Here is a 21,853-nt window from a genome sequence, read left to right as displayed (position 1 = left end):
AGGCGTACGTGACCACCATCGAGAAGACCAGTGCGGTCCCGGCGCCACGTGCCGGGGGTGACAACGACACTCCGCTGCTGGAGGTCCGCGACCTGCACGTGGAGTTCCACACCCGGGACGGCGTGGCCAAGGCCGTCAACGGCGTGAACTACACCGTCAACGCGGGCGAGACGCTCGCCGTGCTCGGCGAGTCCGGCTCCGGCAAGTCGGTGACGGCGCAGGCCATCATGGGCATCCTCGACATGCCGCCCGGAAAGATCCCGCAGGGCGAGATCCTCTTCCGCGGCGAGGACATGCTCAAGATGTCCGAGGAGCAGCGGCGGAAGATCCGCGGCCGGCGGATCGCCATGATCTTCCAGGACGCGCTCTCCTCGCTGAACCCGGTGCTCTCCGTCGGCTACCAGCTGGGCGAGATGTTCCGGGTCCACCAGGGCCTGTCCCGCAAGGAAGCGAAGGCGAAGTCCATCGAGCTGATGGACCGGGTGCGCATCCCCGCCGCCAAGGAGCGGGTCAGCGACTACCCGCACCAGTTCTCCGGCGGTATGCGGCAGCGCATCATGATCGCGATGGCGCTGGCCCTGGAGCCGGACCTGATCATCGCGGACGAGCCGACCACGGCGCTGGACGTGACGGTGCAGGCCCAGGTGATGGACCTGCTCGCGGAGCTCCAGCGCGAGTTCAACATGGGTCTGATCCTGATCACCCACGACCTGGGTGTGGTGGCGGACGTCGCCGACAAGATCGCGGTGATGTACGCGGGCCGGATCGTGGAGACCGCGCCGGTGCACGAGCTGTACAAGCGGCCCGCGCACCCGTACACCCGCGGCCTGCTCGACTCCATCCCGCGGCTGGACCAGAAGGGCCAGGAACTCTTCGCGATCAAGGGTCTGCCCCCGAACCTGCTCAAGATCCCTTCGGGCTGCGCCTTCAACCCGCGCTGCACCAAGGCGCAGGACATCTGCCGCTCCGACGTGCCGGTCCTGCACCAGGTCACCGAGCGGGACGGCGCGGAGCTGCCGGGACGCGGCAGCGCGTGCCACTTCTGGAAGGAGACGATCCATGGCTGAGCTCAAGAAGAACGACAAGGCCGTGGACGAGCAGGTCGACGCCACTCCGAACACGACCGAGGTCGAGGAGGTGGACGCCGCCACCGTCGAGGAGGCGGTCGCGGCCATCGACGCCCCGGTCGAGCGCGGCGAGCCGATCCTCCAGGTCCGCAACCTGGTCAAGCACTTCCCGCTGACCCAGGGCATCCTGTTCAAGAAGCAGATCGGCGCGGTCAAGGCCGTCGACGGTGTCTCCTTCGACCTCTACCAGGGCGAGACCCTGGGCATCGTCGGCGAGTCCGGCTGTGGCAAGTCCACCGTCGCCAAGCTGCTGATGACCCTGGAGACCGCCACCGCCGGCGAGGTCTTCTACAAGGGCCAGGACATCACCAGGCTGTCCGGGCGGGCGCTGAAGGCGGTCCGCCGGAACATCCAGATGGTGTTCCAGGACCCCTACACCTCGCTCAACCCGCGGATGACGGTCGGCGACATCATCGGGGAGCCCTTCGACATCCACCCCGAGGTGGCGCCGAAGGGCGACCGGGTCCGCAAGGTCCAGGAACTCCTGGACGTGGTGGGCCTGAACCCGGAGTACATCAACCGGTACCCGCACCAGTTCTCCGGCGGACAGCGGCAGCGCATCGGCATCGCCCGCGGCCTGGCGCTCAACCCGGAGATCATCATCTGCGACGAGCCGGTCTCGGCGCTGGACGTCTCCGTCCAGGCGCAGGTCGTGAACCTGATGGAGAAGCTGCAGGACGAGTTCAACCTCTCCTACATCTTCATCGCCCACGACCTGTCCATCGTCCGGCACATCTCCGACCGGGTCGGCGTGATGTACCTGGGCAAGATGGCCGAGATCGGTACCGACGTCGAGATCTACGACCACCCGACGCACCCCTACACCCAGGCGCTGCTGTCGGCGGTCCCGGTTCCCGACCCGGAGTCGCGCGAGGGCCGCGAGCGCATCATCCTCACCGGTGACGTGCCCAGCCCGGCCAACCCGCCGTCCGGTTGCCGCTTCCGCACCCGCTGCTGGAAGGCGGAGGCCAAGTGCGCCGAGGAGGTGCCGCTGCTGGCGGTGCCGGAGCGCTTCAAGGGGAAGAAGACCCCGGCGGCGCACGAGTCGGCGTGCCACTTCGCGGAGGAGAAGGACGTCGTGCACGCCTGACGCCCTCCGTCGAGGACCGACCCGAGGACGGCGCCCGGGGCCATGGGAGACCATGGTCCCGGGCGCCGTCCGCGTTCCGCCGTCTGCCTCTGGGGGCGGCCGCGCGCGGGCCGTCCGTCGGTGGGCCGGCCGCGCGCGGGCCGTGCATCGTCGGGCCGGCCTCGCGCGCTGGGCGTTGGCGGGCCGGCCTCCTCCGCGCCGGCCGCGGCTGGCCCGCTCCGACCGTGACCGGCGCGGAGGCCGCCGGCGCACCGCCGCTCCGCCGGGTGGGGCGCGGTATTTCCCGGCGCCGGTCCGGCGCCTGCGGGCAGACTGACGGCATGACCGAGCAATCCGACCCCACCGGGCCGCGCCCGCTGCTGCGCCGCGCCGGCGACGGCGAGCTGATCGACGTGGCCGGGGTGGCCCACTTCTTCCGGCTCACCGCCGAGCACACCGAAGGCCGCTTCGCCTGCGAGGAGTTCACCCTCGACCCCGGCATCGTCGGCGCCCGGCCGCACGTCCACCACGCGCACGACGAGTACTTCTACGTCCTGGCGGGGGAACTGACGCTGCACCACGGGGACGGGGAGGTGACGGCGGGTCCGGGGGACCTGCTGGCCGCGGTCCGGGGCACCCCGCACGGGTTCCGCAACGCCGGCACCGAACCGGTACGCGCCCTGTGCCTCTACACGCCCGCGGGCTACGAAGGCTACTTCCGCGAGGTGCACGCCGCGGTCGCGGCCGGCGCCGAGGTGACGGACGAACTGCTCGCCGAGTTCCGGGGCCGCTTCCGCACCACCTCGTACGACGGGTAGCCGTCGGGGGACGAGTAGGAACGGACCAGGGAACCGGTGTTGCTGTCAGAAGTTTTGACAGGCGGTGATCCGGGTCATGCCAGGCCGGTGACGCGAGGACGAAGCCTTCGAGTGGGAGTGGTGAGGCACCGGCCTCCCCCTGGATGAGCGCGGTGGAGAGCCGCAGGGATGTCGAGTTCCACTCGATGAAGGCTGGTGCGCTCCTTCCGGTCAGGAACATAGCTGCTGCACCAGGGCGAGGTTGTCACCCATTCGGTCGCTGACCGTCTTGTAGTAGTCGCGCAGTTGGTCACCACGCCAGGTGTCGCCGGAGTTGTCCGCGTACTCGATGTCGTTGAGTGTGCTTCTCAACTCCTCCGTGTCGTCGGCTAGATCGTTGATCGCCCTGGAGACCTCCGCGTCGTCGGCGTCGGACGCCGCGGATTCGAGGTCGACCTCCAGGTCGATGAACGCGCTGGTGCCGACGGCCGGAGCTTTGCCGAACTCGGTGATGGCGGCCAGTGCGTCCTCGCATCCCGCCGGCAGTGTCTCCTCAGGCTCAGGGGTGTACGCGGGTTCGGGGGCGCGGGTCGGCTGACGAGGAGCCGGCGCACCTTCGGACGAAGGTGTCTTGCTCGCGCTCGCCGACGCCGTCGGCTTCTCGGCCAGTTGCGACTCGAGCCAGTCGAAGAACTTGGCCGGGCCGATCACGAGGACGACAGCGGCGGCGGCCGCGGCGAGGTAGCCGAGCCATGCGTAGTCCGAGCCGGAACTCGGGGGTGGGGCAGTGTCGGGCTTCGGGGACGGCTTCTTCTGGGCCGGAGGCCGCTTCGCGGCCGTCGGCGGCTTCTTGCCGTCCGGGAGCTGCTTCGTCGGCTTCGGCGCGGGACGCTTCTCCGTCGTGGCCGTCGCGCTGTGCTTCTCGGGCTCTGCGGAGCCCCTGGACTTCTTCGGTTTCTCCGGCTTCTTGTACTTCGCCGTGTCGTATGCCGCCAGAGTGCTGACCACGGGGGCGGGGAGCCAGCCGCGTGCGAGGTCGAGGGTCTCGCGCTCGGCGCGGCGGGCGGCGTAAGCCATGATCCGGTCGAGGGTGGGTCGTTCGGGGGGTTCCTTGGCGAGGCAGCGGCGGACGAGACCGCGCAGTGGCGCCGGGCAGGCGTCGAGTTCGGGGTCCTCGTGCAGAATCCGGTAGAAGAGCGCCTCGGTGTTGCCCTCTCCGAAGGCTGCCTGGCCGGTCGCCGCGTACACGGCGAGGCCCCCGAGGGCGAATACGTCTGTCGGGGGGCCGGCGGAGCGGCCACGTACCTGCTCCGGGGCCATGTACGCAGGTGTGCCGATCCGCAGGCCGGTGGTAGTCGCGGAGGTCGCGTTCGCGGCGTGGGCGATGCCGAAGTCGATGACCCGGGGGCCGTCGTCGGCGAGCAGGATGTTCGCCGGCTTGAGGTCGCGGTGCACCAACCCGCAGGCGTGTACGGCCATGAGGCCCTCGGCAACGCCGGCGATCAGCCGGAAGACGGTGGCCAGTGGGAGCGGCCCGTGCTCGGCGACGGCCTGGGCGAGCGAAGGTCCTGGTACATAGGCGGTGGCCAGCCAGGGCAGGCTCGCCTCGCTGTCCGCGTCCACCACGGGGGCGGTGTAGAGGTCCTCGACGCTGCGGGCCGCCTTGATTTCCCGTTTGAAGCGGCGGCGGAATTCCGGGTCGTGCGCGTAGTCGGGCCGTACGACCTTCACGGCGAGCGGCCTGCCGCCGGGGGAGAAGGCCAGATACACGCGGCCCATGCCGCCGGAGCCGATCCGGGCCCGTAGTGCGTAGCCGCCGACGGTGTCCGGATCGTCGGCCTCGAGCGCGGAGAATCTACCAGTCATCGGCCCCCCGTACGGTCACGGAGCCGCTCACGGTAACAGGTAGTAGATATTTTTTCTAGAAAAATTTCCCACTTGATCTCTCGGTGTTCCTGACTCGGGCGTACGATTCGAGCGTGCCCCCTAAGCAGCAGCGCGGCGAAGCCACCATCGACCGGCTCCTCTCCGCGGCACTCAACGTGTACGCCGAGTCCGGCCATGAGGGATTCACGGTGCAGGCCGTCCTCAAGACCAGTGGCATCAGCGCCGGCAGCCTGTACCACCACTTCGGCAACTTCGACGGGCTGGCCGCGGCCCTCTACGCCCGCTGCATGAAGCAGTTGTTCGAGCAGATGACCACCGCTTTGGCGCGTTCACACACCGGCCGAACGGGCGTCCAGGCGCTCGTCACAGCCTATCTGCGCTTCACCGAGGAACATGCGGACGCCGCGCTTTTCCTCCACGCCTCTGCGTACGCCGGTTACCTCAACGCACACGCCGAGGAAATCCGCGCGGTCAAAGAACCCCTGCGTCAGACCATCACCGCGTGGCTGAGCCCGCGGATCGCGGCGGGGGAGATCGCACCCATCCCCGAGTCGTTGATCGAGGCAGTTGTCATCGGGCCGATCGCCGAGGTTGCGCGGCGTTGGCTGTCCAGCACCTACGACGCCGACCTCGACGAGGCTCAACGGGTCCTGCCCGAACTGATCTGGCGGTCCCTGAGCCTGGACGGGCGCTGAGGTCGGCGAAGTCCTTCCGTCCGCCCGGCCACCTGAGGCTGCCGGCCGGGCCAGTGCCCCCGTCCCGGACCGGCAGCCCACACCCCGTCAGTTCAGGTCAGGGGCCGCCCAGCGCGGTGATGAGCTTGCGGGCGCCCCGCGAGGCAGGTTAACGATCAAGGAGCGCGCGGTGCCCACCAACTTTCCGAGCGAGGACCAACGACGGCGCTGCGGCCGGTTCGCGGAAGACTCGGACGAGGGACAGCTCGCCGGTTCCTTCCTGCTCGACCAGACCGCCCGGCGCCGGGCGATGGCCGCCAAGGGCGCGCGGAACAGGATTGGCTGGGCGGTCCAGCTTGGAACCGTCCGGTACCTGGGGACGTTCCTGGACAACCCCGAACAGGTGCCCGCCGTGGTGGTCGACTACGTCGCCGAACAGCTGGGCCTGGACCCGGCCGAGTTCGTCGGCTACGGCACGAGAGAGACCCGCTGGGACCACCAGGAGCAGATCCGCGAGGGCTACGGGTACACGAAGTTCGAGTTCGACCAGTGGTTCGCGCTGGCCCGCTGGATGTACCAGCGGGCGTGGATCGGCTCCGAGCGCCCTACCCTGCTCTTCGACCTGGCCACCAAGCGGCTGGTCGACAAGAAGGTGGTGCTGCCCGGGGTGACGGTGCTGGAACGCCTGGTCTCCGGTTCGCGCGAACGCGCCGAGAAACGCCTGTGGGCCACGCTCGCCGCCGCCCCGACCGAGGAGCAGGCCGCCGGGTTGCAGGGACTGGTCATCGTCCCCGTGGGCAAGCGGCTGTCCGAGCTGGACCGGCTGCGGCGCTCACCGAGGGACATCACCGCGCGCGGCGTGGGCAAGGCCCTGGAGCGGTACGAGGCGCTGAACGCCTTCGGCGGCACCGTGTGGGACTTGTCCGCGATCCCCCCGGGACGGCTCCAGGCGCTGGTGCGCTTCGCGCGGGCGGCCCGCGCGCAGGCCGTCTCCGACCTCGCCGGGGACCGGCGTCTGGCCACCCTGGTGGCGTTCGCCGTGGTGATGCCGCAGATCGCCGCGGATGAGGCGATCGAGGTGTTCGACCTGGTGATGGGCGACCTGATCCGCTCGTCCAGTACCAAGATGACCAAGCAGCGGCTGCGGACGCTGAAGGACCTGGACGCCGCCGGGATCCTGCTGCGCCAGGCGTGGATCGCGGTGTGCGGGACGGCCGCCGACCCGAGGGCGACATCCGGGCGATGCTCGACACCATGGACGTCGGCCCGTTCCACGCCGCCGCGGAGACGCTCAAGCTCCTCGCGCAGGAGCCCGACGACGGCGCCGAGCAGATGCTGGCCGCCCGCTACAACACCATCGCCCGGTTCCTGCCCGACCTGCTCAAGACGTTCGAGTTCGCCTCCAGCCCGGCCGGCGAGCCGGTGCTGGACGCGCTCGCGTTCGTGAAATCCCTCAAGGGACGGCGCCGCCCCATCCAGGGGCGGGAGGTACCGGCGAAGTTCCTCAACCCAGCCTGGCGGCGCCTGGTCTTCCCGCCCCCGCCGATGCCCGTGGGCAGCGTCGAGAAGCGCGCCCTGATCGTCGCCTCCACCGAGGCCCTGCGCACCGCCCTGCACCGGCACGAGGTGTACGTGCCGGGCCTGCGCAAGTGGGGCGACCCCAACGCCCAGCTGCTGAACGACACCGCGTGGGAGGCGGCCCGTTCCCGCGTCTGCGAGGAGCTCGACCTCGATGTGAAGCCGGACAGGATCTTGGAGGGCTGGACCGATCGCCTTGTGGCCGCCGTTCTCACCGCCGAGGCCACGAACGTCGGAGTCGAGCCGATCGTCCACGACGGCGTCGACGCGCTCAGCCGCGACCGGCTGTTCTGGGTCGAACAGAACTACCTGCGCGCCCAGACCCTCTCCCGGGCCAACGCCCGCCTCGTCGAGTACCACATGCGCCTGCCGCTGGTGCAGGCATGGGGCGGCGGGGAACTCGCCTCCGCCGACGGCCTGCGCTTCATCACCCCGATCCGCACCCTGAACTCCGGGCCGAACCCGAAATACTTCGGCACCCGCCGACGCGGCGTGACGTTCTACAACTTCCTCTCCGACCAGTTCAGCGGCCTGCACGGCATCCTGATCCCCGGCACCCAGCGCGATTCCTTCTACATCCTCGACGGCCTCCTGGAGCAGGAGACCGCGCTGCGCCCGGTCGAGATCACCTCCGACACGCACGGTTCATCCGAGATCGTCTTCGGGCTCTTCCGACTCCTGGGCTACCAGTTCTCCCCGCGCCTGGCCGACTCCGGCAGCGCCACCCTGTACCGGGCGGATGCGGACGCCGACTACGGACCGCTCGACCCGCTGACCCGCGACAAGGTCAACCTCAAGCAGATCACCAGCCACTGGGACGACGTCCTGCGCGTCGCCGGCTCCCTGCACTCCGGCACCATCAAAGCCTCCGAGGTCCTGCGCGTCCTCACCCCCGGCGGCAAGCCCACCCCCACCGGCAGGGCCGTCATGGAACTCGGCCGCCTGGACCGCAGCGCCTACCTGTCCTCGTACTTCACCGACGAACTCCTGCGACGCCGGGTCAACACCCAGCTCAGCCGGCAGGAATCCCGCCACGAACTCGCCCGGAAGATCTTCCACGGACAGAAGGGCGAACTCAGGCAGGCGTACAGGGAGGGGCCAGAAGACCAGCTCGGGGCACTGGGACTGATGCTCAACATCGTCGTCCTGTGGAACACGGTCTACTTCCAGAAGATCATCGAAGAGATGCGGGCTGAGGGCATCCACGTCCGTGACGAGGACGTCGCCCGACTCTCACCGCTGAAGTTCGCCCACATCAACTTCCACGGCCGCTACAGCTTCGCCCTGCCCACCGAGGTCCAGGACGGACAGCTCCGCTCCACACGCAAGCCCGAGGGCGCCAGCACCACGATCTAGGCAGGCCCGGCCGGCTCGTCCGACACTCGGGCGAGCCGGTAGCGGACCTTCTCGTGCGACAGGCCCGTCTGGGCGCCGATCTGCCGCAGCCCCCAGCCCTCCGCCTTCGCCGCGGCCATCCCACTGTCCAGGGCCTCGTCCGTCACCTCGCCCAGCGCCTCCCGCAGCTGAACGACCAGCCGCAGCCGGATCGGGGCGCCAGCTCATCCAGACCTGCGCAGAACCGCGCCACGTCCGCCTTCAGGAAACCGATCGTCGGGTCATTGCTCACCCGCACACCCTGGCCGCCCGGATCAAGGCCTGTCAAAACTTCTGACAGCAACACCGGTTTCCTGGTCCGTTCCTACTCGGACCCCCCGTCCGGCCCGGGGCGGCGCCCGGTCGGCCCAGGCCGCCGTCCGGGTCCGCTCCGGTGCCGTCCGGGTCCGCTCCCGTGCCGCCCGGTCCGCTCCGGTGCCGCCCGGGGTGCCGTGACCGAGTGCCTTGACCGGGTGGTGTGAACGGGCGCCGTGATCGGGTGGTGTGAACGGGCGCCGTGATCGGGTGGTGTGAACGGGCGCTGTGACCGGGTGTCGTGAACAGGCGCCGTGACCGGGTGGTGGCCGGGGGCGGCCGGCTCCCGGTGTCCCGCGGGCGGCGACCGTCCAGAGGCACCCGCCGCCCGCGGCGCGGGGTTCAGTCCAGCCGGTCGCCGAGCGACTCCAGCAGCGTGCGCAGAACGTCCGCGAGCGACTCCCGCTCGGCGCCGCCCAACGCGGCGAGCAGGCGTTCCTGGGTCTCGACGTGGTCGGGCAGCGCCGCGTCGATGAGCGCGCGGCCCTCCTCGGTGAGGGTGACCAGGACGACCCGCCGGTCCGTCTCGCCGGGGGAGCGGGTCACCAGGCCGCGGGCCTGCAGGCGGTCCAGCCGCTGGGTGATCGCACCCGAGGTGACCATCGACGCCAGCATCAGCTCGGCGGCGGTCAGCCCGTGCGGCGGGTCGCTGCGCCGCAGCGTGGCCAGGACGTCGAAGGACGCCGGGTCGAGGCCGTGCTCGGCGAAGGTGCGGCGCTGCGCGGCGTCGACCAGCCGGGCGAGCCGTTTCATCCGGCCGAGCACCGCCATCGGCGACACATCCAGGTCCGGGCGCTGCGCGTGCCACTGCTCCAGTACGCGGTCGACGTGATCGGTCATCGGCGCAGTCTAACCAGATGTCTTAGCGATGAGGGACTAGTCAGACGTCTTAGCGATGAGGTACTTTATCTTAGTGCTAAGTAATCGGATCGGGATCATCCTGGTGACCGCGCTGGCGCCCGCCATCTGGGGCACCACCTATCTGGTCACCACCGAGCTGCTGCCACCGGACCGGCCGCTGCTCGCCGCGACCGTGCGCGCCCTTCCGGCGGGCCTGCTGCTCGTGCTGCTCACCCGGCGGCTGCCGCAGGGCGCCTGGTGGTGGCGGGCCATGGTGCTCGGCGCGTTGAACATCGGGGTCTTCTTCGCCCTGCTGTTCGTCGCCGCCTACCGGCTGCCCGGCGGGGTCGCCGCGACCATCACCGCGCTCCAGCCGCTGCTGGTGGCCGGTCTCGCCGCCGGTCTGCTCGGTGAGCGGCTGACCCGGCGCATCGTCCTCGCCGGTCTCGCCGGAGTGGCGGGGGTCAGCGTGCTGGTGCTGCGGGCCGACGCCCGGATGGACGCCCTCGGCGTCGCGGCCGCGCTCGGCAGCGCGGTCGTCATGGCCACCGGGGTCGTACTGAGCAAGCGGTGGACGTCGCCCGCGCCGCTGCTGGCCACCACCGGCTGGCAGCTGGTCGCCGGCGGGCTGCTGCTGCTGCCGGTCACCCTGCTGGTGGAGGGGCCGCCGCCGGCCGGGCTCACCGGGGAGAACCTCGCGGGATACGCCTACCTCGCCACCATCGGCGCGGCCCTGGCCTACGCGCTGTGGTTCCGCGGCATACGCGCCCTCTCTCCGACCGACGTCACCTTCCTGGGGCTGCTCAGCCCGCTGGTCGCCACCACGCTCGGCTGGCTCGCCCTCGACCAGCGGCTGACCGTGCCGCAGGCGCTGGGCGGCCTGGTGGTGCTGGCGGCGCTGGTCTCGGCGCAGACCGGCAGGAAGCCGGCCCGGGCGCCGGAGTCGGTCCCGGTGGCGGCGTCCGTCCCGGAGCCGGCCCCGGAGCCGTCCGGTGAGGTGCCGTCCGGTGCCGGTCCGTCGGGTGGCACCCCGTCCGTTTCATCGACTTCATCGACTTAATCGTCTGCAACGTCTGCATCGTCATCGAGGAGCTGAGAGCTGTGCGTATCGTCGTGTTCGGAGCGGCGGGAAGTGTGGGAAGCCGGGTGGTGGCCGAGGCGCTGTCCCGCGGGCACGAGGTGACCGCGGTGGTCCGTGACCCGGCCCGGTTCGGCGAGCTGCCCGCCGGGGCCGCGGCCCGGGTGGGCGACGCCTCGGACGCCGCGGTGGTGGCCGGACTGAGCACCGGTCAGGACGTGGTCATCGGGGCCACCCGGCCGGCGCCCGGCAGTGAGCGGGAGCTGGTCGCGGTCGCCGGGGCGCTGCTGGCCGGCGCGGCGACGGCCGGGGCGCGGCTGCTGGTGGTCGGCGGTGCCGGCAGCCTGGTGGTGCCGGGCACCGGAGGAGCCACCGTGGTCGACGCCCCCGACTTCCCGCCGAGCTGGCGGGGGATCGCGCTCGCCTGCAACGACCAGCTCGCGGCCTGCCGTGCCGACACCCGGGCCGACTGGGCCTATCTGAGCCCGGCCGCCCTCCTGGAGCCGGGGGTGCGCACCGGCGCGTACCGGCTGGGCGCCGATGAGCTGGTGGTCGACGCGGACGGCAACTCGTCCATATCCATGGAGGACCTGGCGGTCGCGCTGATCGACGAGGCCGAGCGGCCCCGTCACCACCGGACCCGGTTCACGGTCGGCTACTGACCCCGGCCGGGGCCGCGGGCCGGCCGGTCCGCCGGGGGAGTGAGCGCCGCCGGGGGCGCGTGAGCCACCGGAGGGGCGGGTCGTCCGCCCCTCCCGGGGACCGCCGCCCCGGCGGACCGGTCGCGGCGGACGCCCCGGCCGTCTGCTGGTCCAACGGGGGCAACACCCGCCGCACCTGTCTGATAAGGGTGCATTTCATACCTTTTTAAGGTCTCATGTGGGTTCTGAGCACCGTACGAACCCGGGACCTGAGGAGGCACTCCATGCGCGGAGCCACGCCTACCGGCGCACGAACCCGCCCACGTGCCAGCGTGCGCACCAAGTGGGCCGCCTGCGCGGTGGCGGTGGCCGCGGCGGCCACCGCCTGCGGGGGCGGGGACGGCGGAGGTTCCGGCGGAGACGGTGGCACGGTCCGGGCCTCCTGGGGCGACCCGCAGAACCCTCTGGAGCCGGCCAACACCAACGAGGTCCAGGGCGGCAAGGTCCTCGACATGATCTTCCGGGGGCTCAAGCGCTACGACCCGAAGACCGGCGAGGCCAAGGACATGCTGGCCGAGCGCATCGACACCGCCGACCAGCGGAACTACACCGTCACCGTCAAACCCGGCTGGACCTTCAGCAACGGTGAGAAGGTCACCGCGAAGTCCTTCGTGGACGCCTGGAACTACGGCGCCTACCTCGACAACCAGCAGCGCAACGCCTACTTCTTCGAGTACATCCAGGGCTACGACAAGGTCCACCCCGCCGAGGGCAAGCCGACCGCCAAGACCCTCTCCGGCCTCAGGGTGACGGGCGACCGGACCTTCACCGTCGCCCTCACCCAGAAGTTCTCCACCTGGCCCGAGACACTGGGGTACAACGCCTTCGCCCCGCTGCCCCAGGCGTTCTTCGACGACCACGACGCGTGGGTGAAGAAGCCGGTCGGCAACGGGCCGTACCTGGTGGACTCGTACACCAGGGGCTCGGTGATGAAGCTCCGCAAGTGGGACGGCTACCAGGGCTCCGACAAGGCCCAGAACGACGGGGTCGACCTGCGCGTCTACACCGACAACAACACCGCCTACACCGACCTCCAGGCCGGCAACCTGGACCTGGTCGACGACATCCCCGCCTCGCAGCTCACCAACGTCAAGGGCGACCTGGGCGACCGGTACATCAACCAGCCCGCCGGCATCCTGCAGACGCTCGCCTTCCCGTTCTACGACGACGACTGGAACGGCCCCGACTCCGACCAGCTGCGCCGCGGCATCTCCATGGCGATCAACCGCAAGCAGATCACCGACCGGATCTTCCAGCAGACCCGCACCCCGGCCACCGACTGGACCTCCCCGGTCCTCGGGGCGGACGGCGGCTACCAGGCCGGCCTCTGCGGCGAGGCCTGCGAGTACAACCCCGACCAGGCGAAGAAGCTGATCGAGGAGGGCGGCGGGCTGCCCGGCGGCCGGCTCACCATCACCTACAACTCCGACACCGGCTCCCACAAGGACTGGGTGGACGCGGTGTGCAACAGCATCAACAACGCCCTGGACGAGTCCAAGGCGTGCGTCGGGAACCCGGTCGGCACCTTCGCGGACTTCCGCAACCAGATCACCGACCAGCAGATGAAGGGCCCGTTCCGGGCGGGCTGGCAGATGGACTACCCGCTGATCCAGAACTTCCTCCAGCCGCTCTACTACACCAACGCCTCCTCCAACGACGGCAAGTGGAGCGACAAGCAGTTCGACGACCTGGTCGACCAGGCCAACGCCGAGTCCGACACCGCCAAGGCGGTCTCCACCTTCCAGCAGGCCGAGAAGGTGGTCCGGGACCAGATGGCCGCCATCCCGCTGTGGTACCAGAACGGCAGCGCGGGCTACTCCGACCGCCTCAGCGAGGTGGCGCTCAACCCCTTCAGCGTCCCGGTCTACGACGAGATCAAGGTCAGCTGACCGCATGGGCCGCTATGTGATCCGGCGGCTGCTCCAGATGGTCCCGGTGTTCATCGGCAGCACGTTCCTCATCTTCTTCATGGTGTACGCGCTCGGGGACCCGGTCGCCGCGCTCTTCGGGGACCGGGCCCCGGACCCGGCCACCGCGGCCCGGATCCGCTCCGAGCTCTACCTCGACGAGCCACTGTGGAAGCAGTACCTGCACTACATGGGGCAGATCTTCCAGGGCGACTTCGGCACCGCCTTCAACGGCGACGAGGTACTCGACCTGATGCGCACCTCGTTCCCCGTCACCCTGCGGCTCACCCTGGTCGCGATCGCCATCGAGATCCTCGTCGGCATCACCCTCGGCGTCCTCAGCGGGCTCCGCCGGGGCCGCACCCTGGACACCTCCGTGCTGCTGCTCACCCTGGTCGTCGTCTCCATCCCGACCTTCGTCAGCGGCTACGTGCTCCAGTACCTGCTGGGCGTGAAGTGGAACTGGGTGAGCCCCTCGGTCTCGCCCGAGGCCCCGTTCGACGAACTGCTGCTGCCCGGGGTGGTGCTCGCCCTCACCTCCCTGGCGTACGCCACCCGCCTCACCCGTACCTCGATCGCCGAGAACGTCCGCGCCGACTACCTGCGCACCGCCGTCGCCAAGGGGCTGCCCCGCCGCCGCATCGTCACCCGCCACCTGCTCCGCAACTCGCTGATCCCGGTGATCACCTTCATCGGCACCGACATCGGCGCCCTGATGGGCGGCGCCATCGTCACCGAGCGGATCTTCAACATCCACGGCGTGGGATACCAGCTCTACCAGGGCATCCTGCGGCAGAACTCCCCCACCGTGGTCGGCTTCGTGACCATCCTCGTCATCGTCTTCCTGCTGGCCAACCTGCTCGTCGACCTCCTCTACGCCGTGCTCGACCCGAGGATCCGCTATGCCTGAGCAGCCCTACGACCCCAAAGAGGCCATCGCGCCCACCGGCGGCGGCGCGATGGACCTGGCGACCGGCGAGGCCGAGAGCCTGGAGCGGGGGCCCGGCCACGGCCAGGGCCCCCCACCCACCACCAAGGTCCGCAGCCTGTGGTCCGACGCCTGGCACGACCTGGTCCGCAACCCGATCTTCGTGATCTCCGCCCTGATCATCCTGTTCCTCGTGGTGATCGCGATCTGGCCGCAGGCCATCGCGAGCGGCGACCCCCTCAAATGCAACCTGGACAAGGCCCAGGAGGGCTCCCAGCCCGGCCACCCCTTCGGCTACGACACCCAGGGCTGCGACGTCTACACCCGCACCGTGTACGGCGCCCGCGCCTCCATCACCGTCGGCATCTGCGCCACCGCCGGGGCCGCCCTGCTCGGCAGCGTCCTCGGCGGGCTGGCCGGCTTCTTCGGCGGCTGGGGGGACGCGCTGCTCTCCCGGGTCGCCGACATCTTCTTCGGCATCCCCATCGTCCTGGGCGGCCTGGTCTTCCTCTCCGTGGTCACCAGCGGCTCCATCTGGCCGGTCGTCGGCTTCATCGTGCTGCTGGGCTGGCCGCAGATCTCCCGGATCGCACGCGGCTCGGTGGTGACCGCCCGGCAGCACGACTACGTCCAGGCCGCCCGGGCGCTCGGCGCCGGCAACACCCGCATGCTGCTCCGGCACATCACCCCCAACGCCGTCGCCCCGGTCATCGTGGTCGCCACCATCGCCCTGGGCACCTACATCGCGCTGGAGGCCACGCTGTCCTTCCTCGGCGTCGGCCTGAAACCGCCCACCGTCTCCTGGGGCATCGACATCTCCAACGCCTCCACGCACATCCGCAACGCCCCCCACATGCTGCTGTGGCCGGCCGGCGCGCTGAGCGTCACGGTGCTGGCGTTCATCATGCTCGGCGACGCGGTGCGCGACGCCCTCGACCCCAAACTGCGCTGAGGAGCGGGCAGATGACCATCTCGGAGGAGCCGGTGGCGGGGCCCGCGGCGGCGGCACCCCTGCTGGACGTGCGCGAGCTGTACGTGGAGTTCCGCACCCGGGACGGCGTGGCCAAGGCCGTCAACGGGGTGACCTACGACGTGGCCGCGGGCGAGACGCTCGCGGTGCTCGGCGAGTCCGGCTCCGGCAAGTCGGTGACCGCCCAGGCGATCATGGGCATCCTCGACTCCCCGCCCGGCTTCGTCACCGGCGGCCAGGTCGTCTTCCAGGGCCAGGACCTGCTCCGGGCGAGCCCGGAGGAGCGCCGCAAGGTGCGCGGCGCGAAACTCGCGATGATCTTCCAGGACGCGCTGTCCTCCCTCAACCCGGTGCTCTCGGTCGGCGCCCAGCTCGGCGAGATGTTCCGGGTCCACCAGGGGCTGTCCCGCAAGGAGGCCCGGGACCGGGCGACGGAACTGATGGACCGGGTGCGCATCCCCGCCGCCAGGGAGCGGGTCGGCGACTACCCGCACCAGTTCTCCGGCGGTATGCGGCAGCGCATCATGATCGCGATGGCGCTGGCGCTGGAGCCGGACCTGATCATCGCGGACGAGCCGACCACGGCGCTGGACGTGACGGTGCAGGCCCAGGTGATGGACCTGCTCGCGGAGCTCCGGCGCGAGTTCGGCATGGGTCTGATCCTGATCACCCACGACCTGGGTGTGGTGGCGGACGTCGCCGACAAGATCGCGGTGATGTACGCGGGCCGGATCGTGGAGACCGCGCCGGTGCACGAGCTGTACAAGCGGCCCGCGCACCCGTACACCCGCGGCCTGCTCGACTCCATCCCGCGGGTCGACCTCAAGGGCCGGGAGCTGTACGCCATCAAGGGCCTGCCGCCCAGCCTCACCGCCATCCCGCCCGGCTGCCCCTTCAACCCCCGCTGCCCGCGCGTCCAGGAGGTGTGCCGCACCGACCGGCCACCGCTGTACCCGGTGACCGAGGACGACGGCACCGAACTGCCGGGCCGGGCCAGCGCCTGCCACTTCTGGAGGGACGAGCTCCATGACCGCTGAGGCGTCCGGCCCGGCGCCCGCCCCCGGGGCCGAGCCCATCCTCGAAGTCCGCGATCTGGCGAAGCTCTACCCGCTCACCCAGGGCATCGTCTTCAAGAAGAAGATCGGCGCGGTCCGGGCGGTGGACACCGTCTCCTTCGCCCTGGCGCGCGGCGAGACCCTGGGCATCGTCGGCGAGTCGGGCTGCGGCAAGTCCACCGTCGCCCGGCTCCTGGTCCACCTGGAGCGGCCCACCGCCGGGACGGTCCGCTTCAAGGGCGAGGACATCACCAGGCTGTCCGGGCGCGCGCTGAAGGCGGTCCGCCGCAACATCCAGATGGTGTTCCAGGACCCCTACACCTCGCTCAACCCGCGGATGACGGTCGGCGACATCATCGGGGAGCCCTTCGAGATCCACCCCGAGGCGGCACCGAAGGGCGACCGCCGCCGCAGGGTGCAGGAGCTGCTGGACGTGGTGGGGCTGAACCCGGAGTACATCAACCGGTACCCGCACCAGTTCTCCGGCGGACAGCGGCAGCGCATCGGCATCGCCCGCGGCCTGGCCCTCCGCCCCGAGATCATCGTGGCCGACGAGCCGGTCTCGGCGCTCGACGTCTCCGTGCAGGCCCAGGTCGTCAACCTGCTGGAGCGCCTCCAGGACGAGTTCGACCTGTCCTACATCTTCATCGCCCACGACCTGTCGGTGGTCCGGCACATCTCCGACCGGGTCGCCGTGATGTACCTCGGCCGCTTCGCCGAGATCGGCACCGACGCGCAGATCTACGAGCACCCCACCCACCCGTACACCCAGGCGCTGCTCTCCGCGGTCCCGGTGCCCGACCCCGACGCCCGCGCGGGCCGGGAGCGCATCCTGCTCTCCGGGGACGTGCCCTCCCCGGCCAACCCGCCCTCCGGCTGCCGCTTCCGCACCCGCTGCTGGAAGGCACGGGAGCGGTGCGCCCTGGAGGTGCCGCTGCTGGCCGTCCCCGCGGTCTTCCGCGGCACCGGCACCCCCGCGGAGCACGCCTCGGCCTGTCACTTCGCCGAGGAACGCCATGTGGTGCCGGTGCCGGGTGCGGGCGAGCCGCACGGTGCCCACAAGGCCGTCGGCCCCGACGACTTCCGGGGCGGCGGCGAGCCCCCCTCCCGCTCGCCGAACGACCCCTGATCATGGGCAAGCCCGGGATCTCACGGCCCGTGCGGCCGGGCTCACGGCCCGAGCGACCGGTCTCACGGCCCGTGAGCCCGTGCCGTGAGCGGCGACCGGCCCGCCACCGCGGCGGGCGGGGCCGGTGCGCCCGGCGTCGCTCAGTGGCAGTTGCGGGCGCCGCCCTCGCGCCCGGTCCACGAGCAGGAGTCCCGCAGGTCGCCGTTGGGCTTGACCAGCCGGGCCTTGTCGCCGGTGTTGTTCCAGACGTACGAGCCCCGGCCCCAGTACACGACGCCCGCCCCGTTGGTGCCCTTGCCGGTGCGGACCTTGACGGTCTTGCCGGCGCCGATCCGGTAGCTGCCGAAGGTGTAGGTGTAGCCGGTGTCGTCCTTGAGCTTGTAGCCCTTCAGCTGGACGGCCGAACCGGAGTTGTTGTGGATGTTCACCCACTCGGCGTTGAGCGAGGCGTTGGTACGGGTGTCCCGGCCCGGGCTGTCGTACTGGATGTAGCCCAGGTGCAGCCCGCCCTGGTGCGGGGCCGCGTGGGCGGCGGTGGCCGGCAGCAGCCCGGTGGCGAGCGCGGCGACGGCGGTGACGGCGGCGGGCAGGGCGGAACGTATGCGCAACGGAGGCTCCTGAGAAGTCACTCGGACGGAGTCGAGGGGCGGCGGCAGGAGCGTACACAAAATCTCCATGTAGTGATGAGGAGATGGAGATTCCGGTTGTCCCAGGGGCGAAAACCAGACACACGAACCGGCAGGAGGACACCGATGACCGCAGCGAGCAGGACCGACTTCCGATACGTCACGGCCATCCGCGCCACACCCGAACGCCTCTGGCAGGCCCTCACCGATCCCGCCCTCATCCGCCGCTACCACGAGAACACCGGCCCCGACTCCGACTGGGCCCCCGGCTCCCCGGTGCGCTGGAAGATGAGCCCCGACGGCGAGTACCGCGACTACGGCCAGCGGGTGCTGGCGGCGGAGCCCTTCCGCCGGCTCTCCTACACCTGGCACAACTACGAACCCGAGATCGCCGCCATGTTCGGCTGGAGCGACGAGACCCTCGCCGAGCTGCGCAAGGAGCCGATCTCCAAGGTGAGCTTCGAGATCGAGCCCCTCGGTGAGGTCGTCAGGCTGACCGTGGTGCACGACGACTTCGCCCCCGGCAGCGAGATGCTCAAGGGCGTCAGCGAGGGCTGGCCGTTCATCCTCTCCAGCCTCAAGACGCTCCTGGAGACCGGCGAACCCCTGCCGACGATCGACCCCGGCCCGCCGGACGCCTGACAGCCCGGGCGGCGGCGCCCGCTCAGCCCGCTCGCCTGCCCGCGCCCCGCTCCGCCCGCCCCTTGCGGCGCGACCCGAGCCGCCACCCTGCCGCTGTTCCTCCCGCCCTCGCGCCCTCCCGTCCGATGTGAGTACGGGTACTCATGATCGCGTCCGTGGCCGCCGCCTAGGATCACGTCCGGTAGTCCGTTGATCACGGAAGCGCGGGGGAATGGTGCCTTCGAGTAGGAGTGGGCGGGGCTCTTCACGAGATCCTGCGGCGGCAACTGAACGAGCCGGCCGGTGATTTCATCCGGGTCTGGAGAATCACGCAGGGGTCATAGCGGGCAGATATGGCGACGTCTCCCTGAATGCAGAGGCGCATTGGTGAAAAAGTGGGCTGGGAATCGGATCCGGGTGAGCTTGGCGCTGGTGAGCGTTGTGATGTTGACTGGAGGGTGCGCCTCGGTGGATGAAACCTCGAGCAAGCGTGAAAGTGAACCGGAGATGCGCAACAGTCGAGAAGTCGTGGACGAAGTGGGTCGACTGTCCAGTCGAATTCTGGAGATGACCCGGGTGAAGGCCAAGGTGACGGAGCCCGGCCCCTACGCATCCACGTGTCCAGGCAGTCGATATGAAGACGATCTGCGCTGGGTCAGGCATCCCTGGTCTATGTACGGGGTGGACCGGGAAATCCTCCAGAAGGGGTGGGAGAACCTTCTCCAACAGCTGCCCGAGCAGGGAGACTGGAAGGTGGTGCGCCGAGGGCGAGACAAAAGTAGGAATCGAAATCTTGAGCTTTATGCCGTGCATGTGAAGACACAGACAAAGCTCGAAGTGGCATGGTTGAGTGATCCCGGAGGCGACAAACCACTGCTTGAGGTGACCTTGTACTCAAGGTGCTATCGCATGTCCGTTGGTAAATCTACTGGCTCCTAAACCCTCCCGCACAAGGTTCGTCACTCTTCTGGGAAAAGACAGGCCGTGAGGTGTCCCTCGCCGTTGCCTTCCACCCGCACCAGTGGCGGTTCCTCCCGGGCGCACTGCTCGCGCGCCTTCCAGCAGCGGGTGCGGAAGCGGCAGCCGGAGGGCGGGTCGATGGGGGAGGGGACGTCGCCGGCCAGGCGGATGCGTGTCCGGCGGCCGGTTGCCTCCGGGCCGGCACCGCCGTGGCCCGCGCCACCGTCGCCCGCACCGCCGTCGCCCGCACCCCCGGCGTCGAGGAGTGCGTCGGCCTCGGGGACGGCGGAGAGCAGGGCGTGGGTGTACGGGTGCCGGGGCCGGGTGTAGATCGCCTCGCGGTCGCCGACCTCGACGATCCTGCCGAGGTACATCACCGCCACCCGCTGCGAGAAGTGCCGCACCACGGCGAGGTCGTGGGCGATGAAGAGGAACGCGATGCCCAGGTCCCGGCGCAGGTCCTGGAGCAGGTTGATGACCTGGGCCTGGATGGAGACGTCCAGGGCGGAGACCGGCTCGTCGGCGACGATCAGCCGGGGTTCCAGGGCCAGTGCGCGGGCGACTCCGATGCGCTGCCGCTGGCCGCCGGAGAACTCGTGCGGGAAGCGGTTGTAGTGCTCGGGGTTGAGGCCCACCGTCTCCAGCAGCTCGCGGACCCGCTTCTCCCGGCCGCCCGGCGGCCGGATGCCGTTGATCTCCATCGGGCCGGAGATGATGGTGCCGACGGTGTGGCGGGGGTTGAGCGACGAGTACGGGTCCTGGAAGATCATCTGGATCTGGGAGCGGACCGGTGCCAGCGCGCGGCGGCCGGCGTGGGTGATGTCCTGCCCCCGGTAGGTGAGGCTGCCCGAGGTCGGCTCCAGCAGCCGGGTCAGCAGCCGCCCGGTGGTGGACTTGCCGCAGCCGGACTCGCCGACCAGCCCGAAGCTCTCGCCTTCGTGGACGGTCAGATCGACGCCGTCGACGGCCCGGACCGCGCCGACGCGCCGTTTGATCGGGAAGCCGCCCATCACCGGGAAGTGCTTGACCAGTTGCCGCGCGACCAGGAGTTCCTCGCTCATCGGCCCCTCCGGAGGTTCCGCCGCTGCTCGGCGTTGAGGTGGCAGGCGGCCCCCCGGCCGCCGGGGGACAGGTCCGCGGGCAGCGCGGGCCGTTCGGTGGCGCAGCGGCCCCGGACCGGGGCGGCCGGTCCGGGGTCCGCGTCGCCGCCGGGGTCCGCCGCGGGGCCCGCGGCGGCGGTGCCGACCTCGCCGGTGAAGCCGCACCGGGGGTGGAAGGCGCAGCCGGACGGCGGGGCGAGAAGGCTGGGCGGGGCGCCCGGGATGGGGGTGAGGGGCACCTCGACGGGGCCGGCCAGCCGGGGCATGGAGTCCAGCAGCCCCCAGGTGTACGGGTGCCGGGGCGACCGCAGCACCTCGCGGACCGGGCCGCGTTCGACCGCCCGCCCGGCGTACATCACCAGCAGGTCGTCGGCGATGTCCGCGACCACGCCCAGGTCATGGGTGATCAGGATGATCGCGGAGCCGAACTCCTGCTGGAGGTCCTTGAGCAGGTCCAGGATCTGGGCCTGCACGGTCACGTCCAGCGCGGTGGTCGGCTCGTCGGCGATGAGCAGTTCGGGGTTGCAGACCAGCGACATGGCGATCATCGCCCGCTGCCGCATGCCCCCGGAGAACTGGTGGGGGTAGTCGTCCACCCGCCGCTCGGCGCCGGGGATGCCGACCTTGGCGAGCATCTCCACGGCCCGCTGCCGCGCCTCCCGCCGGCTCGCCCCGGTGTGCTTGCGGAACGGTTCGGCGATCTGCCGGCCGACCGTGTAGTAGGGGGAGAGGGCGGTGAGGGAGTCCTGGAAGATCATCGCCATGGTGTTGCCGCGCAGCTTCTCCAGGGTGCGTTCCGGCGCCCCGGTCAGCTCCTGTCCGGCCAGCCGGATCTCGCCCCGGACGGTGGTGTGCCGGGGGTCGTGCAGCCCCAGTACGGCGAGGTTGGTCACCGACTTGCCGGAGCCGGACTCGCCGACGATGCCCAGCGTCCGCCCCCGGGGCAGGTCGAAGGAGAGCCCGTCGACCGCTTTGACGGTGCCGTCCTCGGTGTCGAAGTGCACCCGCAGGTCGCGTACCGAGAGGAAGGCGTCGGCCGGGGCGTCCGGGGCGCGTCCGGGGTCGCCGGGGCGGTCCCCGGGCTTGGTCACCGTGGTCATGTGAATCCTGCTCCTGG

General features: G+C 70.5%; 21 protein-coding genes. 15 read left to right on the top strand and 6 right to left on the bottom strand.

The features are described from left to right. Positions 1 to 8: 8 nt before the first annotated feature. The 3 genes from ACH4B3_RS02875 (at position 9) to ACH4B3_RS02865 (ending at position 3,014) form a co-directional block, all read left to right on the top strand. The gene (locus tag ACH4B3_RS02875; RefSeq protein WP_398460922.1) at positions 9 to 1,067 is read left to right on the top strand and encodes an ABC transporter ATP-binding protein; all 1,059 of its coding nucleotides are present in this window, start codon (positions 9 to 11) and stop codon (positions 1,065 to 1,067) included. Then, complete coding sequence (locus ACH4B3_RS02870) at positions 1,060 to 2,217, top strand: ABC transporter ATP-binding protein (protein WP_398460921.1); 1,158 nt, start codon at positions 1,060 to 1,062, stop codon at positions 2,215 to 2,217. The genes ACH4B3_RS02875 and ACH4B3_RS02870 overlap by 8 nt, the downstream gene beginning before the upstream one ends. A 320-nt stretch (positions 2,218 to 2,537) precedes the next feature. Continuing rightward, on the top strand, positions 2,538 to 3,014 hold the full coding sequence (locus ACH4B3_RS02865; protein ID WP_398460920.1) for a cupin domain-containing protein: 477 nt from the start codon (positions 2,538 to 2,540) through the stop codon (positions 3,012 to 3,014). Between the two features lie 210 nt (positions 3,015 to 3,224). On the opposite strand, the gene ACH4B3_RS02860 is transcribed toward ACH4B3_RS02865, so the two are convergent. Then, positions 3,225 to 4,859 (bottom strand): protein kinase, encoded by a 1,635-nt coding sequence (locus tag ACH4B3_RS02860; protein WP_398460919.1) that lies wholly within the window; start codon positions 4,857 to 4,859, stop codon positions 3,225 to 3,227. Between the two features lie 113 nt (positions 4,860 to 4,972). Here ACH4B3_RS02860 and ACH4B3_RS02855 point away from each other — a divergent pair, with 113 nt between their 5' ends. The 3 genes from ACH4B3_RS02855 to ACH4B3_RS02845 all read left to right on the top strand — a co-directional run bounded on the left by ACH4B3_RS02855 (position 4,973) and on the right by ACH4B3_RS02845 (position 8,488). Next, positions 4,973 to 5,575 (top strand): TetR/AcrR family transcriptional regulator, encoded by a 603-nt coding sequence (locus tag ACH4B3_RS02855; protein ID WP_398460918.1) that lies wholly within the window; start codon positions 4,973 to 4,975, stop codon positions 5,573 to 5,575. Positions 5,576 to 5,744: 169 nt separating this feature from the next. Further along, positions 5,745 to 7,001 (top strand): DUF4158 domain-containing protein, encoded by a 1,257-nt coding sequence (locus tag ACH4B3_RS02850; RefSeq protein ID WP_398460917.1) that lies wholly within the window; start codon positions 5,745 to 5,747, stop codon positions 6,999 to 7,001. After that, positions 6,887 to 8,488, top strand: coding sequence for a transposase (locus ACH4B3_RS02845; protein WP_398461561.1), 1,602 nt, complete (start codon positions 6,887 to 6,889; stop codon positions 8,486 to 8,488). The genes ACH4B3_RS02850 and ACH4B3_RS02845 overlap by 115 nt, the downstream gene beginning before the upstream one ends. On the opposite strand, the gene ACH4B3_RS02840 is transcribed toward ACH4B3_RS02845, so the two are convergent. Together ACH4B3_RS02840 and ACH4B3_RS02835 are read right to left on the bottom strand one after the other, a co-directional pair. Then, complete coding sequence (locus ACH4B3_RS02840) at positions 8,485 to 8,634, bottom strand: hypothetical protein (protein WP_398460916.1); 150 nt, start codon at positions 8,632 to 8,634, stop codon at positions 8,485 to 8,487. The two genes, ACH4B3_RS02845 and ACH4B3_RS02840, sit on opposite strands and share 4 nt — an antisense overlap. 529 nt (positions 8,635 to 9,163) lie before the next feature. Next, positions 9,164 to 9,661, bottom strand: a complete 498-nt coding sequence (locus tag ACH4B3_RS02835) for a MarR family winged helix-turn-helix transcriptional regulator (protein WP_398460915.1) — start codon at positions 9,659 to 9,661, stop codon at positions 9,164 to 9,166. A gap of 73 nt (positions 9,662 to 9,734) precedes the next feature. Here ACH4B3_RS02835 and ACH4B3_RS02830 point away from each other — a divergent pair, with 73 nt between their 5' ends. The 7 genes from ACH4B3_RS02830 to ACH4B3_RS02800 all read left to right on the top strand — a co-directional run bounded on the left by ACH4B3_RS02830 (position 9,735) and on the right by ACH4B3_RS02800 (position 17,429). Continuing rightward, positions 9,735 to 10,721 (top strand): EamA family transporter, encoded by a 987-nt coding sequence (locus ACH4B3_RS02830; RefSeq protein WP_398460914.1) that lies wholly within the window; start codon positions 9,735 to 9,737, stop codon positions 10,719 to 10,721. Between the two features lie 41 nt (positions 10,722 to 10,762). Beyond that, the gene (locus tag ACH4B3_RS02825) at positions 10,763 to 11,401 is read left to right on the top strand and encodes an NAD(P)-dependent oxidoreductase (RefSeq protein WP_398460913.1); all 639 of its coding nucleotides are present in this window, start codon (positions 10,763 to 10,765) and stop codon (positions 11,399 to 11,401) included. 263 nt (positions 11,402 to 11,664) lie between these two features. Next, complete coding sequence (locus ACH4B3_RS02820; RefSeq protein ID WP_398460912.1) at positions 11,665 to 13,329, top strand: ABC transporter substrate-binding protein; 1,665 nt, start codon at positions 11,665 to 11,667, stop codon at positions 13,327 to 13,329. A gap of 4 nt (positions 13,330 to 13,333) precedes the next feature. Beyond that, positions 13,334 to 14,257, top strand: a complete 924-nt coding sequence (locus tag ACH4B3_RS02815) for an ABC transporter permease (RefSeq protein ID WP_398460911.1) — start codon at positions 13,334 to 13,336, stop codon at positions 14,255 to 14,257. Beyond that, a complete protein-coding gene (locus ACH4B3_RS02810) occupies positions 14,250 to 15,227 on the top strand; it encodes an ABC transporter permease (protein ID WP_398460910.1) in 978 nt (325 codons plus the stop codon). Before ACH4B3_RS02815 ends, ACH4B3_RS02810 begins: the two co-directional genes overlap by 8 nt. 11 nt (positions 15,228 to 15,238) lie before the next feature. After that, positions 15,239 to 16,282: an ABC transporter ATP-binding protein gene (locus ACH4B3_RS02805; protein WP_398460909.1), complete on the top strand. Its 1,044-nt coding sequence runs from the start codon at positions 15,239 to 15,241 to the stop codon at positions 16,280 to 16,282. After that, positions 16,272 to 17,429 (top strand): ABC transporter ATP-binding protein, encoded by a 1,158-nt coding sequence (locus tag ACH4B3_RS02800; RefSeq protein WP_398460908.1) that lies wholly within the window; start codon positions 16,272 to 16,274, stop codon positions 17,427 to 17,429. The genes ACH4B3_RS02805 and ACH4B3_RS02800 overlap by 11 nt, the downstream gene beginning before the upstream one ends. 140 nt (positions 17,430 to 17,569) lie before the next feature. Here ACH4B3_RS02800 and ACH4B3_RS02795 read toward each other — a convergent pair whose 3' ends face one another. Continuing rightward, a complete protein-coding gene (locus ACH4B3_RS02795; protein ID WP_398460907.1) occupies positions 17,570 to 18,037 on the bottom strand; it encodes a lamin tail domain-containing protein in 468 nt (155 codons plus the stop codon). 144 nt (positions 18,038 to 18,181) lie between these two features. On the opposite strand from ACH4B3_RS02795, the gene ACH4B3_RS02790 reads away from it, so the two are divergent. Both ACH4B3_RS02790 and ACH4B3_RS02785 read left to right on the top strand, forming a co-directional pair. Further along, a complete protein-coding gene (locus tag ACH4B3_RS02790; RefSeq protein WP_398460906.1) occupies positions 18,182 to 18,697 on the top strand; it encodes an SRPBCC family protein in 516 nt (171 codons plus the stop codon). Between the two features lie 411 nt (positions 18,698 to 19,108). Next, positions 19,109 to 19,615, top strand: a complete 507-nt coding sequence (locus ACH4B3_RS02785; RefSeq protein WP_398460905.1) for a hypothetical protein — start codon at positions 19,109 to 19,111, stop codon at positions 19,613 to 19,615. Positions 19,616 to 19,635: 20 nt separating this feature from the next. On the opposite strand, the gene ACH4B3_RS02780 is transcribed toward ACH4B3_RS02785, so the two are convergent. Then, positions 19,636 to 20,697 carry an ABC transporter ATP-binding protein gene (locus tag ACH4B3_RS02780; RefSeq protein WP_398460904.1) on the bottom strand — a complete coding sequence of 354 codons (1,062 nt, stop codon included), beginning with the start codon at positions 20,695 to 20,697 and terminating at the stop codon, positions 19,636 to 19,638. Continuing rightward, positions 20,694 to 21,836 (bottom strand): ABC transporter ATP-binding protein, encoded by a 1,143-nt coding sequence (locus tag ACH4B3_RS02775; protein WP_398460903.1) that lies wholly within the window; start codon positions 21,834 to 21,836, stop codon positions 20,694 to 20,696. Before ACH4B3_RS02775 ends, ACH4B3_RS02780 begins: the two co-directional genes overlap by 4 nt. Positions 21,837 to 21,853: the final 17 nt, after the last annotated feature.

Origin of the sequence: Streptomyces sp. NPDC018031, assembly GCF_044327625.1 — a bacterium.
Lineage (GTDB): Bacteria > Actinomycetota > Actinomycetes > Streptomycetales > Streptomycetaceae > Streptomyces.
The sequence above is the reverse complement of the archived record's forward strand: the minus strand, read 5'-3'. Positions and strand labels throughout refer to the sequence as shown.